This window comes from Streptomyces phaeofaciens (assembly GCF_014648915.1).
GTDB classification, from domain to species: Bacteria; Actinomycetota; Actinomycetes; order Streptomycetales; family Streptomycetaceae; genus Streptomyces; species Streptomyces phaeofaciens.
Map to the genome: position 1 here is coordinate 331,781 of NZ_BMSA01000004.1, position 11,770 is coordinate 343,550.

At 73.0% G+C, this 11,770-nt stretch carries 13 protein-coding genes; 4 read left to right on the forward strand and 9 right to left on the reverse strand.

The genetic code is table 11. From position 1 onward, the window contains the following. The first annotated feature begins 6 nt into the window (after nt 1-6). The gene (locus IE275_RS11165; RefSeq protein WP_189710355.1) at nt 7-744 is read left to right on the forward strand and encodes a 2-phosphosulfolactate phosphatase; all 738 of its coding nucleotides are present in this window, start codon (nt 7-9) and stop codon (nt 742-744) included. Here IE275_RS11165 and IE275_RS11170 read toward each other — a convergent pair. The 3 genes from IE275_RS11170 to IE275_RS11180 form a co-directional block, all read right to left on the reverse strand. Beyond that, nucleotides 710-2,266 carry an MFS transporter gene (locus IE275_RS11170; RefSeq protein ID WP_189710357.1) on the reverse strand — a complete coding sequence of 519 codons (1,557 nt, stop codon included), beginning with the start codon at nt 2,264-2,266 and terminating at the stop codon, nt 710-712. The genes IE275_RS11165 and IE275_RS11170 overlap by 35 nt on opposite strands. 212 nt (nt 2,267-2,478) lie before the next feature. Beyond that, the gene (locus IE275_RS11175; RefSeq protein WP_189710358.1) at nt 2,479-3,582 is read right to left on the reverse strand and encodes a helix-turn-helix transcriptional regulator; all 1,104 of its coding nucleotides are present in this window, start codon (nt 3,580-3,582) and stop codon (nt 2,479-2,481) included. Between the two features lie 48 nt (nt 3,583-3,630). Further along, nucleotides 3,631-4,275: a hypothetical protein gene (locus IE275_RS11180; RefSeq protein WP_189710360.1), complete on the reverse strand. Its 645-nt coding sequence runs from the start codon at nt 4,273-4,275 to the stop codon at nt 3,631-3,633. A 347-nt stretch (nt 4,276-4,622) separates the two neighbouring features. Here IE275_RS11180 and IE275_RS11185 point away from each other — a divergent pair, with 347 nt between their 5' ends. Both IE275_RS11185 and IE275_RS11190 read left to right on the forward strand, forming a co-directional pair. Beyond that, the gene (locus IE275_RS11185) at nt 4,623-5,948 is read left to right on the forward strand and encodes an alpha/beta fold hydrolase (protein ID WP_189710362.1); all 1,326 of its coding nucleotides are present in this window, start codon (nt 4,623-4,625) and stop codon (nt 5,946-5,948) included. 57 nt (nt 5,949-6,005) lie between these two features. Beyond that, nucleotides 6,006-6,551: a molybdenum cofactor biosysynthesis protein gene (locus tag IE275_RS11190; RefSeq protein WP_189710364.1), complete on the forward strand. Its 546-nt coding sequence runs from the start codon at nt 6,006-6,008 to the stop codon at nt 6,549-6,551. On the opposite strand, the gene IE275_RS11195 is transcribed toward IE275_RS11190, so the two are convergent. The 4 genes from IE275_RS11195 to IE275_RS11210 form a co-directional block, all read right to left on the reverse strand. Beyond that, a complete protein-coding gene (locus IE275_RS11195; protein ID WP_189710366.1) occupies nt 6,541-6,984 on the reverse strand; it encodes an ATP-binding protein in 444 nt (147 codons plus the stop codon). The genes IE275_RS11190 and IE275_RS11195 overlap by 11 nt on opposite strands. Before the next feature lie 82 nt (nt 6,985-7,066). Further along, entirely contained in the window at nt 7,067-7,618 is a 552-nt protein-coding gene (locus tag IE275_RS11200) for a hypothetical protein (protein WP_189710368.1), read from the reverse strand. A 126-nt stretch (nt 7,619-7,744) separates the two neighbouring features. Then, nucleotides 7,745-8,584: a chitosanase gene (locus tag IE275_RS11205; protein WP_189710370.1), complete on the reverse strand. Its 840-nt coding sequence runs from the start codon at nt 8,582-8,584 to the stop codon at nt 7,745-7,747. 252 nt (nt 8,585-8,836) lie between these two features. Then, a complete protein-coding gene (locus IE275_RS11210; RefSeq protein ID WP_189710372.1) occupies nt 8,837-9,109 on the reverse strand; it encodes a hypothetical protein in 273 nt (90 codons plus the stop codon). Nucleotides 9,110-9,334: 225 nt separating this feature from the next. Here IE275_RS11210 and IE275_RS11215 point away from each other — a divergent pair, with 225 nt between their 5' ends. After that, on the forward strand, nt 9,335-9,973 hold the full coding sequence (locus IE275_RS11215; RefSeq protein ID WP_189710374.1) for a hypothetical protein: 639 nt from the start codon (nt 9,335-9,337) through the stop codon (nt 9,971-9,973). Nucleotides 9,974-9,976: 3 nt separating this feature from the next. Here the strand turns inward: IE275_RS11215 and IE275_RS11220 are convergent, their stop codons facing one another. Both IE275_RS11220 and IE275_RS11225 read right to left on the reverse strand, forming a co-directional pair. Continuing rightward, the gene (locus tag IE275_RS11220; RefSeq protein ID WP_189710376.1) at nt 9,977-10,996 is read right to left on the reverse strand and encodes an ABC transporter substrate-binding protein; all 1,020 of its coding nucleotides are present in this window, start codon (nt 10,994-10,996) and stop codon (nt 9,977-9,979) included. A 9-nt stretch (nt 10,997-11,005) separates the two neighbouring features. Continuing rightward, on the reverse strand, nt 11,006-11,764 hold the full coding sequence (locus IE275_RS11225) for an ABC transporter ATP-binding protein (RefSeq protein WP_189710378.1): 759 nt from the start codon (nt 11,762-11,764) through the stop codon (nt 11,006-11,008). Nucleotides 11,765-11,770 lie beyond the last annotated feature (6 nt).

Consider the following 11,770-nt stretch of genomic DNA (forward strand, 5'->3'; position numbering starts at 1 on the left):
GCCGGGGTGGAGTCCCGTTTCACCGGTGTCGCCGAACCGGGCGACGGCCCGTGCGCCGTCGTCGTGGTCGATGTGCTGCGCGCCTTCGCCACGGCCGCCGTGGCCTTCGACCGGGGTGCCGAACGGATCGTCCTGGCGGAGTCGCTGGAGCAGGCCCGCGCCCTCAAGGCCCGTCACCCCGACTGGATCGCGCTCAAGGACGGGCCGCCCGCCCCCGGTTTCGACACCGTCAACTCACCGGCCCTGGTGCGCACCCTGGACCTCGCCGGGCGCACCCTCGTGCAGAAGACCACGAACGGGACCGCCGGGGCGGCGGCGGCCAGGGACGCCCCGCTGCTGCTGTGCGCCGGGTTCGGAGTGGCCGCGGCGACCGCCCGTGTCCTGCTGCGGCACCGCCCCCGGCGTGTCACGTACCTCGTGACCGGTGACGGCGGACACGCCGAGGAGGACCTCGCCTGCGCCCGGTACATCGCCTCGCTGACCTCCGGACGGGCGGTGGATCCGGCGCCGTACGTGCGACGCGCGGCCGGTTCGAGCGCCGCCGCGGAACTCGCCGACGGCGTGCGCCGGGGTTACCGCGGCATCCACCCCGACGACGTCCGGCTCAGCCTGGAGCCCGATCGCTTCGCATTCGCGATGGTCGCGAATCTGGAGGACTCTCTCGTCGTGCTGCGCCCCACCCCGGCGTGCCCGCCCGACCGCCTGCGCCTCAGACCGACCCCGGCGGGCCCGCACCGCCCTTGAGGCGTTCCAGGTCGGAGGGGCGGACCTGGATGACGACGAGCGCGATGATCGCGGCGACGACGGTGAAGATCGCGGCCATGACGAAGGCGGCCGAGACACCCGCGGTGAGGACCTCGTCGGACCAGGGTGCGGGGAGTTGACCGGTGCGCCGGAAGGCCAGGCGTTCGGCCGGGGTCGCCTGGGCCAGGAAGTCGGCGACCTGGTCGTCCGCCTCGTTGCGGCTGGCCGTGCCGAACATCGTGACCAGGATGGACAGGCCGAGCGAGCCGCCGACCTGCTGGGTGGCGTTCAGCAGGCCCGAGGCCGCGCCGGTCTCCGGGGTCGGGACGTCGGACAGCGCCATCAGCGTGAGGGACACGAACTCCATGCCCATGCCGAGGCTGAAGACCAGCATCGGCCCCAGGATGCTGCCCGCGTAGGTGGAGTGAACGTCCGTCAGCGTCAGCCAGGACAGGCCCGCCGCCGCCAGGATCGCACCGCCCACCATGAAGGGTTTCGGGCCGTACGTCGGCAGGAAGCGCGAGGCCAGGCCCGCGCCCACGGCGATCACCGCGCTGACCGGGAGGAAGGCCAGGCCGGCCGCCAGGGGGCTGAAGTCCAGGACGTCCTGGACGAACAGCGTCAGGAAGAAGAACATCCCGAAGATCGCGGCCGCCAGGCACAGCATGATGCCGTACGTGCCCGCCCGGTTGCGGTCGGCGAACATGTGCAGCGGCGTGATGGGCTGCCGGGAGCGCCGCTCCACCAGGACGAACAGCGTCAGGACGACCACCGCGGCGACGAAGGAGGCGACGGTCAGCGGGTCGCTCCAGCCGTCCTGGGCGGCCCGGATGAAGCCGTAGACCAGCAGGACCATGCCGAGCGTCGAGGTGAGCGCGCCCGTGAAGTCGAAGCGGCCGGGGTGGCGTTCGGACTCCTTGATCCAGCGGGGCGTGGCGAGGGCGATGAGCAGGCCGATGGGGACGTTGACGAAGAACACCCAGCGCCAGTCGAGCCACTCGACGAGCATGCCGCCGGCGAGCAGGCCGATCGCGCCGCCGCCCGCCGAGACCGCGGCGAAGACCCCGAAGGCCCGGTTGCGTTCGGGCCCTTCGCGGAACGTCGTGCTGATCAGGGCGAGGGAGGTCGGGGAGGCGATGGCTCCGCCGACGCCTTGGAGCGCGCGTGCGGCGAGGAGCTGGCCGGAGCTCTGGGCGAGGCCGCCGAGCAGGGAGGCGAACACGAACAGCAGCACGCCGACGATGAACACCCGGCGTCTGCCGAGGATGTCGCCGGCCCGGCCGCCGAGCAGGAGCAGACCGCCGAACGTGAGCGTGTAGGCGTTGACGACCCACGACAGGCTGGTGGTCGAGAAGTCCAGCGAGCGCTGGATGTCCGGCAGGGCGATGTTCACGATCGTGATGTCGAGAACGACCATCAGCTGGCAGGAGGCGATGACCAGAAGAGCGATCGCGTTTCCTCCTCCGCCGTTCTTTCGGGCGGAGGTCTCGGCTGCGGAGATCGGCTGCGGGGTGCTGGTCATGGCGTGTCGCGCGCTCGGGGGCGGGCTGTCGGGAGGAGACGGGGCGCGGTCGCGCCAGCCGTCCGTTCCACCCGTCCGACGGTACGCCCGCGCCGGAGCGGTCACCACTCGATCATTCACCGGGTTCCCGCGCCCACGCTCCGGGCGGGTGCCAGGACTCCCCGGTGGTCCTGGCACCGCTCCGGAGGGCCACGGGCTCGGGCCCACGGGGATCACCAGGATGCGTCAGGGGTCACCGGTGTGTCGTTGGCGTGCGGTCCACGGGTGGTTGGCGGAGCGTCCACTTCCGGCGTCGGGCGGGAGGTCGGGTGTGCGCCGTCGCCGTTGTCGGTCGTCTCGTCGTCGTACGTCCCGGCCAGGGCCTGTTCGCGTACGGCGCTGGGTGGGTGGCCGTAGGCGGTGCGGAAGGCCCGGGTGAACTCGGCGGCGCGGGGGAAGCCCCAGCGGGCGGCGACGGCGTGCACCGGCAGGGCGCGCAGCCGGGGGTCGGCGAGGTCGCGGCGCGCGTGCTCCAGCCGCTGGTCGCGGATGTACGAGGCGACGCCGAGCCCTTCGGCCTGGAAGAGGCGGTAGAGGTAGCTGCGGGAGACGTGGTGGGCGGCGGCGATCGTGGCGGGGGTCAGGTCCGGGTCGGCGAGACGGCGGCGGACGAAGGCCTTGATCTCCAGGGTGAGGGTGCGGCCGTGGGTCTCGGACGGCAGCCGGAGGTCGCTGTCCAGGGTGTGGGCGAGGACCGCCGTGACCAGGTCCGTGACCACCGTGCCCAGCCGGGGCGCGTCCGTGGGGTGGTACGGGCTGGTGTCCGCGACCAGTTGGAGGAGGAACTGGGCGAGCAGCGCCCCCATGCCCTCACGGGCCGAGATCCGGTGCCCGAGGACCCGGTCGAATCGGTGCCCGGGGACGGCCAGCGCGGACCGGGGTATCTCGAGGCCGACGATGGTGACCGGGTCGGCGCCGGTGACGATCTCGTAGCAGCGCGACGAGGAGTTGATGTGGAACTCGTTCGTCCGGTAGGCCGCGCGCTCCTTGCCCCAGTCCGCGGCCCCCTCCCCCTTCAGCAGGAGGGAGAGGTGGTAGACCTCGGGGTCGGACTGGCGGACCAGTTTCGCCGTGCGGCGGAAGACCAGGGGGTCGAACGTCGCGGGCCACACCGTCACGTCACCCAGCTCGATCACGCGCTGATGGCCGTGGTAGTCCGGGGTGTGGTCGCTGCTGAGCTGCATCGGCGCGTGGGTGCCGCCCATGCGCTGCACCCATGCCTCGAACCGGTCACCCGCCGGCAGGTCCATGGTCCGCAGGACCGACTCGTGCAGCACGCGGGTAGTCAACCACACCGGCCTTCCGGGCCCGTCGGACCGGTCGCGTCAGCGCAGATGGGCGGTGTCGACGGTGATGGAGGCCGTGTCGAAGGCGGTGACGGAGATGTAGCCGGGGTCGCCGTTGCGGTCCAGGTAGCACACCAGGGACGAGACGTTGATGAAGATCTGGCGCTGCGGGCTCTCGGTGACGGCGTCACGGCAGCCTTGTGCCGTGGGGGCGTCGGACGAGGCCAGCAGGGCCATCTTGCCGCTGGTGGAGAACATCGAGTTGCCCTGGACGTAGACGGCGTCGGTGCCGGAGTCGGCCACCTGCGGCGGGGTGTGGGTGAAGTCGTAGCCCGTGGGCACCTTCTCACTGTCCGTCTTCATGACGAAGCCGCGTACCAGTTCGGTGGACGGCGAGGGGCTGGAGTCGGGCAGGGCCAGCGAGATCGCCGCCCCGCCGCCTCCGACGAGCGCCACGGCCGCGACTCCGGCGATCAGTGGATGGGCCCAGGCCATGGTCAGCAGGGGGCCGACGACGGGGATGGAGAACTTCACCTGGGTGTTCTTCTGGGTGATCCGGGCGTTGTCGCCGGCGGTGACCGACTGGGACGTGGCGTGGTGGGTGCCGGGCGGGGGCGGCAGGTGGGTGTTGTTCCGTGCGCCGTGGTCGCCGGCTGGTTCGGCGCCGGTGCGGTTGATGTGCATGACGGGGCTGCCTTCTGTGGCCGACGGGGCTGTGCGACAGGAGCAGCACGCTAGTGGCGGCGAACGACGCGATCTCGCCTTGTCGGAAATTTTCGCCAATGGGCCGTTTTCCGGCGCCTGTTGCCTTGGAGTGATCGCCGGGACGGACGGGGGCCGCTGCGGCGCAGGCATATTACTGAACCGTAACCTTCCAGCCGCTACCGCAGGTAACCCGCTGCTCGCTACCGTCCTGACAGTTCGTCTAAGAGCGGTACGGGGCAGCGGTGGGCGACCGCGGTCTCGTCGCGCTCGCACCCCACCCGAGCCGTAGACGAAGGCTCGGCCTCCCCCTTCACCGGAGGTCCGCCATGCCCACCCCCACCCGCCTGCTGGCCGCGGCCGTCACCGCGGCCGCCTGCCTCGGAACCGCCGCCGCCCCCGCCGGAGCGGCTTCCCCGACGGACGCCGTGGTCTCGCGCGGCGTCACCATACCGACGTTCTACAACCCGCCCGACGCCCTCCCGGCGGCCGACGGCGCCCTGGTCCGCAGCGAACCGCTCCCCCTCGCGCTGAGCCTGCCCGGCATCGACGGCCCGCTCCCCGGCCGGGCGACCCGCCTGATGTACAAGTCCACGGACTCCACCGGCCGGCCCGTGGCCGTCACCGGCGCCTACCTCGAACCCACGGCCGCCTGGAAGGGCGCCGGCGCACGGCCGCTGATCGCGGTGGCGCCGGGCACCATGGGCCAGGGCGACCAGTGCGCCGCCTCCCTCGGCCTCGAACACCCGCTCCTCGTCAACGGCCAGACCCTGTCCGTCGGTTACGAGGACCTGGCGATCTACCGCATGCTCGCCCGGGGCATCGCCGTCGTCGTCACCGACTACGCCGGACTGGGCGCGACGGACCGGCTGCACACCTACGTCAACCGGGTCGACGAGGCGCACGCCGTGCTCGACGCCGTACGCGCCGCCCGCTCCCTGGACGGTACGTCGCTCACGGCCGCCTCCCGGGTGGCGCTGTTCGGCTACAGCCAGGGCGGCGGGGCGACGGCCGCCGCCGCGGAGCTCCAGCCCTCCTACGCCCCCGACGTCCCCCTCGCCGGGACCTACGCCGGGGCACCGCCCGCCGATCTGGCCGCCGTCACCCGGGCCATCGACGGCAGCGACCTGGCCGGGGCGCTGGGCTGGTCGGTCAACGGCTTCCTCCAGTCCGACCCCGCGCTGGAACCGATCGCCGACGCGCACCTCAACGCGACCGGGCGCGCGGCGCTGAAGGACCTGTCCACGATGTGCGTGGGCGACGCCCTGCTCGCCTACAACTCGGCGCGCAGCACGTCCTGGACCAAGGACGGGCGGTCCCTCAACGACGTCATCGCCTCGGAGCCGGCCCTGAAGGCGTTCCTGGAGGACCAGCGCATCGGCACGATCGCACCCGCGTCGCCGGTCCGGCTGGCCACCGGCACCGCCGACGACCTCGTGCCCCACGCCCAGGCGCGGGCGCTCGCCGTCGCCTGGTGCGCCAAGGGCGCGGACGTCACCTACAAACCGGTGATCCTGCCGAGTCTCGGCCGGGCGCTGATCAACCACTTCATGCCGCTGCTCACCGACCAGGGCGACGCGATCTCCTGGCTGGCCGACCGGCTGAACGGCAGGCCCGCGGGCTCCACCTGCGCGACCCTTCCCCTGCGGCCCTGACGGCGCGGCGCGGTGGAGGCGGGCGGCCTCCACCGCGCCGGGCCTACGGTGGACACCATGACCGAGGTGGAAGTGGTGCAGTTGCTGGTGTCCGCGTCGCACCGGTTCGCCGGGCGGCCCGCGGACGGCCCGTCGGCGGGTCCGGACGACGAGCCGGTGCGAGAGGTGCGGGTGCGGGCCGGCCTCGGGCTGGTCGGGGACCGCTACTTCGGCCGCCCCGCGCACCGCGACGCCGCCGTGACCCTGATGTCCGAGGAGAACCTGCCCCGGGACATCAACGCCTCGGCCGGACTGCGGGAGACCCGCCGGAACATCCTGCTGCGGGGCGTCGACGTCGACTCCCTGGTCGGCTCGACGATCGTGCTGGACACCGGAGCCGGTCCGGTCGCGTTCGCCGTGAACCGTCCGGCGCGGCCCTGCGCCTGGATGGACGTCACCGTCGGACCGGGGGCGCAGCGCGCCCTGCGCGCGAAGGGCGGCGTGCGGTGCACCCCGCTGTCGGACGGAGTCCTCTCGGTCGGCCGGGCGACGTTCGCCGTGGTCGAGGCGCCGCCGGTCCCGGCGCGGGAGACCTCGCGGGACACGCGGGACGTCACAGCCTGAGGCGGGCGACGACCCGTTTGCCGACCGCTTCCCGCATCGCGTCGAACTCGTCCGCCACGGCCTTGACGATCTCCAGGCCGTGCCGGCCCACGCGCGCCGGATCCGGATCACAGGGCCGCGGCAGGGCCGGGTCGCTGTCCCACACCACGATCTCCACGGCCGGGCCGGCGACGCGCAGCCGGAGCAGGACCGGGCCGGGGGCGTGCCGCAGGGCGTTGGTCACCAGTTCGCTCACCACGAGCCGCGCGAGGTCCACGATCCGGGCCGGCACGGACCGTCCGTCCCGGCGCCGGACCCCGGTGAGGAAGTCCCCGGTGAGACCCCGCGCCCGGGCGATGCAGCCGTCCTCGCCGTCCAGGGCCACCGTCGCCTCGACCAAGGCGCCGGCGGGCGGTGCCTGCTGCCTTCGGGCCGTCCGCGCTTCCCCGTTCATGGCGTCCGCACTTCCCCGTTCATAAGGGCGCGACTACCCGCGAACCGGACCCTTACGCCCGGACTCCTACGTCCCGGAACCCCTACGTCCCGGACTCCCGCGCCCCGGACCCCTGCGCCCCTGCCGTCCCTGACGTCCCGCCCACGGGTGCCTCGCTCGGACCGCTGTCCCGGGCCTGCGCCGACGGCCGGCGGGCCCGCACGTACCGGGCCGCGGCCGCCAGCCCGGCGGCCACGACGGCGAAGCCGACGGTGAGCAGGTTCCACCACGCGTAGGTACCGCTGCTCGGGTAGGTCGTGCCGTCGTCGCGTACGCAGTCGAAGCGCGGCGGCACATAGGAGGCACGGTGGCCGACCAGGTGCTCGACGGTGTCGCGCGGGAAGCCGTCCCGGCAGGCGTGGGCGGGCGAGGAGTCCGCGCCGGACCGGGTGTCGTGCACGTTGTACGCCACGGCTCCGGCCGCCATCAGGTAGAGGCCGAGCGCTCCCGCGGCGGTCATCGCCGCGAACCAGCGCAACTGCCGTGCCCTGCCCGGGCGCCGGCCGGGCAGGGCGAGGGAGACCAGCTTGACGACGATCGCGACGCACCACACGGGAGTCGCGAGCAGCGTCACCATGGCCAGGAGGACCAACACGGCTGGGGCTCGCCTTCTGTCGTGGACCGGACGGCACTCGCCGATCCTGGACGCAGGAACGCGCCCCAGCCGTGACGGAGGCCACACCAGGCGTCACAGGCACGTCACAGTGACGCGCCCTGCCCCTCAGCCGATGTGGTAGCTGTCGCCGTAGACCTTCCAGTCCAGCGGCGGGTTGAGGTCGAGGTTGCCGTTGCGCAGGAAGACGCGCTGGGCGGTGTCGACGCGGCTGGTGTCGCTGTGGGCCTCCTCCTGTTGCATCGCCCAGACCCTCGCGTCCAGGAAGGCGTTCAGGTACGTCGTCTCGTTGCCTCCCTGGGCCGGCGGCTTCGCCCTGTTCAGCGCGCGCTTGCGGATGTTGCGGAAGCTGGTGGGGTCGGAGCCGTCGCCGTGCATGACGATGGCGTCGTAGTAGATGAACTGGCCCAGGGTGCGCAGTCCGTCGGTCGTGCCCTGGCGGACGGCCGGGTTGAAGTAGACGCGGTCGCGCTCGTCGTTCTGCGCCTGCTGGAACGCGGTGTCCTGGGCGGCCCGGCGCCAGTCCCGGGGGTAGTTGGGGTCGAGTCCGGCGTGGGAGTCGGTGCCGTCGACCGCGCGCAGGGCGGGCAGGTACTTGGCGAGGACGTTCCCGGGCTTGCGGTCGGCGTAGAGCTGGACGAGGTCGAGCATGTCGCCGGTGCCGGAGCAGAAGCCGATGATGCCGGCGGTGTAGCCGCGGCCGTCTCCGATGTCCTCGATGTACTGGTACTGGGCCTTCCAGTCGAGCGAGGAGTTCTCCGCGCTCGACACCAGCTTCATGGCGATCTCCTTCTTCGCCGGGTCGTCGAGCCCCCGGGCGGCGGCGGTGCCGGCCGTCGCGGGGGAGGAACCGAGGAGAGGGACGGCCGCCAGGGCACCGGCGACGGTGAGGAAGGTACGGCGGGAGGCGGGGGCGGGGCCGTCCGCCGCCCGGAATATGTGCACCACAGTGGCTCCAGGTGAGGAGTGGGGGGTGGGGTGTCTCTGTGCTGCGGAACTGTTGTGCTGCGGATCTGTTGTGTCGCTGAACCGTTGTGCCGCGGACCGTGCGGCGAGCCGGCGCTGGGCGCCGTCGCCGCGGATCCGCACCGCAACTGACAGGAAAGTTTCCTATCAAGTACGGAGCGCAGAAGTCACCCCATCGGAGCCAGGTTCGTACGATCGAACGAACGTGCCGCGCCTTCGCCGGGCCGGGTGCCGTCAGGGCGTGCCCGGCGTGTCCCCCCGCCAGTCGAAGCGGCGGCCGTCGACGCCGCGCCGTACGTACAGGGCGCGCCCGCCGGGGCCGTAGCGGCCTATCTCCGTGGTCAGCGCCACCTCGCGCAGGTCGTGCTCGCCGCGGTCGGTGACGTCCAGGAGCAGACCGTCGAGCGGGCCGCCCACCAGTTCGGCGTACGCGCGGTCCGGGCGGGGTCCCGCGTCGTCGTGATCGGCGCCGTAGACCCGGCCCCGCAAGAACTCAGCCTCGTCCATGACCAGCAGCTTCGCATCCGCCACTGACAACGGCGCCCGGCGGCGGGCGGAGGCGGCAGGGGGCGCACGGAGGCGTTTGCCGAATCGCGTCCGCCACAGCGGGTATTCCGTTCCTACGCGCACATCACCGCGTACGGGGTGGGGGGGCCGACCCGGATGGCAGGCAGACGGAGGCGGGCGCGAGCGCTAGAGGGCGAGTCGGCGCGGGCACGGCGGAAGCGGACGGTGAGCGAGTTACGGGCGGCGGGGCGTGCCGGGCCGGGGCTGTCCGAGGTGCTGCCCCAGCTCGCCGTGCTGGTGGTGGCCGGCTGCGGCGCGGTCGTGGGGCTCGCGTTCGTCGCCCGCGCCCACGGCGGCCTGGCGTGCGCCCTGCTCGTCGTCGCGTCGGCGGTCGTCGTCGCGGTGGCGCGTCGGCGGAACCGGCTGCCCGCCCGGCGGCGCGGCGGGCACTACACGCCCGAGGAGCTGGCGGAGCTGGACATGCCGGCGCTGGTGGTCGCCGTTGGCCGGATGCTGCGCCGGGACGGCTGGCGGGTGCTCCCGCCGCCCCGGCACGACACCTTCCATCTCTTCGCCCGGGACGGCCGGGGGCGGCTGCTCGACGTGGCGTTCCGGCCGGTGGCCGAGCCGCTGCCGGACGAGGAGGCGGCCTGTTCCTGCCGCCGTCCACGGGTGCGGGCACGGGCCGGTCCCCCGCTGCGGCTGGTCGTCCACCGGGGCACGTTCACCCACCGCGACGAGGTGTGGGCCGCGCGCGAGGGCCACACGTTCCTCATCGACGGGCCCCGGCTGCGGCTCTGGGCGCGGGGCACCTCGCTGGCGCAGCTGGTGACCGGCGCGGCCGCGGCGCCCCCGCGCACCTGACCCTCAGGACGCTCGGCCGGCCTGCGGCACGGTCCGCAGGTAGGCGGCGAGACGGGCGATCGCCGACGGATTGCGGGGGCTCTCGACCAGGTCGACGTAGTCGAGGACGAAGATCCGGCGGTGCTTGACGGCGGACACGCCGCGCAGCGGGGCGTAGGAGAGGAGGAAGTCCTTCTTCCGCTCGGCGCTCACGTCCCCGTAGTCGCAGATCACGATGACGTCCGGGTCGCGCGCGACGACGGTCTCCCAGCCGACGGTCGTCCAGGAGTCCTGGACGTCGTGCAGGACGTTGGTGCCGCCGGCCTCGCTGATGATCTGCTCGGGGGCGGCGAAGCGGCCGGAGGTGAAGGGCTGGTCCTGGCCGCTGTCGTAGAGGAACACCCGGGGCCGGTCACCGGCGGCGGGGGCCTCGGCCCGCACCTCGCCGATCCGCTTCTTGAAGCCGGCGATCAGCGCCGCCGCGCGCTCCTCGACGCCGAAGAGCCTGCCGAGATTGGTGAGGTCGGTGTAGAGGGCGTCGAGGGGCGGCATGATGCCGCGCGAGGAGTCGGTGCGGCCGTTGCGGCAGGACTCGGTGAGGACGTACGAGGGGACGCCGAGCTTCTTCAGGGCGTCCGGGGTGAAGCCCCCGTCCTCGCGGAAGCCGTAGTTCCAGCCGGCGAAGACCAGGTCGGCGCGGGCGTCGAGGACGTTCTCCTTGGTGAGCTGGTCCTTCGACAGCCACGGCACCTCGTCGTAGCCGTCCTTCCAGGGCACGCCGCTCAGATCGCCCTTGTCGTCGGGCATGGCGAAGCCGGCCATGCGGTCCTCCAGGCCGAGCGCGAACATCAGCTCGGTGATGCCGACGTCGTTGGTGACGACGCGTTCGGGGACCTTGTCGTAGGTGACCTTCTTGCCGCAGTTGGTGAGGGTGACGGACTTCGCGTCGGCGGTCGGGGACGTTTCGACGGTGGCGCCGCACCCGGTGGCCGTGAGGGCGAGGGCGAGGACGGCGGCCGGAACGAGGGAACGCGGGACGGGCACGGAGGATCCTTACGGGAGCAGGTCGAACAGGAGCTGGACGGTCCCGGTGACGGGGTGGCGTACGGGATGGCCGTGGACGCCGAACACCTCGGCGAGCAGGGCCGGTCGCAGCACCTCGTGCGGGGTGCCGGTGGCGACGATCCGGCCGTCGGCGATCACGTACAGCAGATCGCAGTGGGCGGCGGCGAGGTTGAGGTCGTGCAGGGCGGCGAGCGCGGTCGTGCCGCTGCGGCGGACCAGGGAGAGGATCTCCAACTGGTGGGCGATGTCCAGGTGGTTGGTGGGCTCGTCGAGGACGAGGACACGCGGCTGCTGGGCCAGTGCGCGGGCGATGAGCACCCGTTGCCGCTCCCCGCCGGACAGGGCGAGGAAGCCGCGGCCGGCGAGGTGGGCGACGCCGGTGCTGTCCATGGCCCGGGCGCAGATCTCGGCGTCGGACCGGGCGGTGCGGTCGCGGTGGGGCAGCCGGCCCATGGCGACGACCTCGGCGACGGTGAAGTCGAACTCGGCCGAGGACTCCTGCGGGAGGGCCGCGAGGACGCGTGCGGCGGCCCGGGGCGGCAGGGCGTGCAGATCGTCGCCGTCGGCCCGGATCGTGCCCGCGGCGGGGCGCAGGGCGCGGTAGACGCACCGCAGCAGGGTGGACTTGCCGCTGCCGTTGGGGCCGACGAGTCCGACGAACCGTCCGTCGGGCACGCTCAGCCGGATGTCGTCGACGATCCGGGCGCCGGCCGCTTCGACCGTCACGGCGTCGAGGTCAAGACGCATGGTGTC

Coding starts and splice junctions, on each gene's coding strand:
- IE275_RS11170 (WP_189710357.1), bottom strand. CDS start 2,266: ATGACCAGCACCCCGCAGCCGATCTCCGCAGCCGAGACCTCCGCCCGA.
- IE275_RS11180 (WP_189710360.1), bottom strand. CDS start 4,275: ATGCACATCAACCGCACCGGCGCCGAACCAGCCGGCGACCACGGCGCA.
- IE275_RS11185 (WP_189710362.1), top strand. CDS start 4,623: ATGCCCACCCCCACCCGCCTGCTGGCCGCGGCCGTCACCGCGGCCGCC.
- IE275_RS11190 (WP_189710364.1), top strand. CDS start 6,006: ATGACCGAGGTGGAAGTGGTGCAGTTGCTGGTGTCCGCGTCGCACCGG.
- IE275_RS11195 (WP_189710366.1), bottom strand. CDS start 6,984: ATGAACGGGGAAGCGCGGACGGCCCGAAGGCAGCAGGCACCGCCCGCC.
- IE275_RS11210 (WP_189710372.1), bottom strand. CDS start 9,109: ATGGACGAGGCTGAGTTCTTGCGGGGCCGGGTCTACGGCGCCGATCAC.
- IE275_RS11225 (WP_189710378.1), bottom strand. CDS start 11,764: ATGCGTCTTGACCTCGACGCCGTGACGGTCGAAGCGGCCGGCGCCCGG.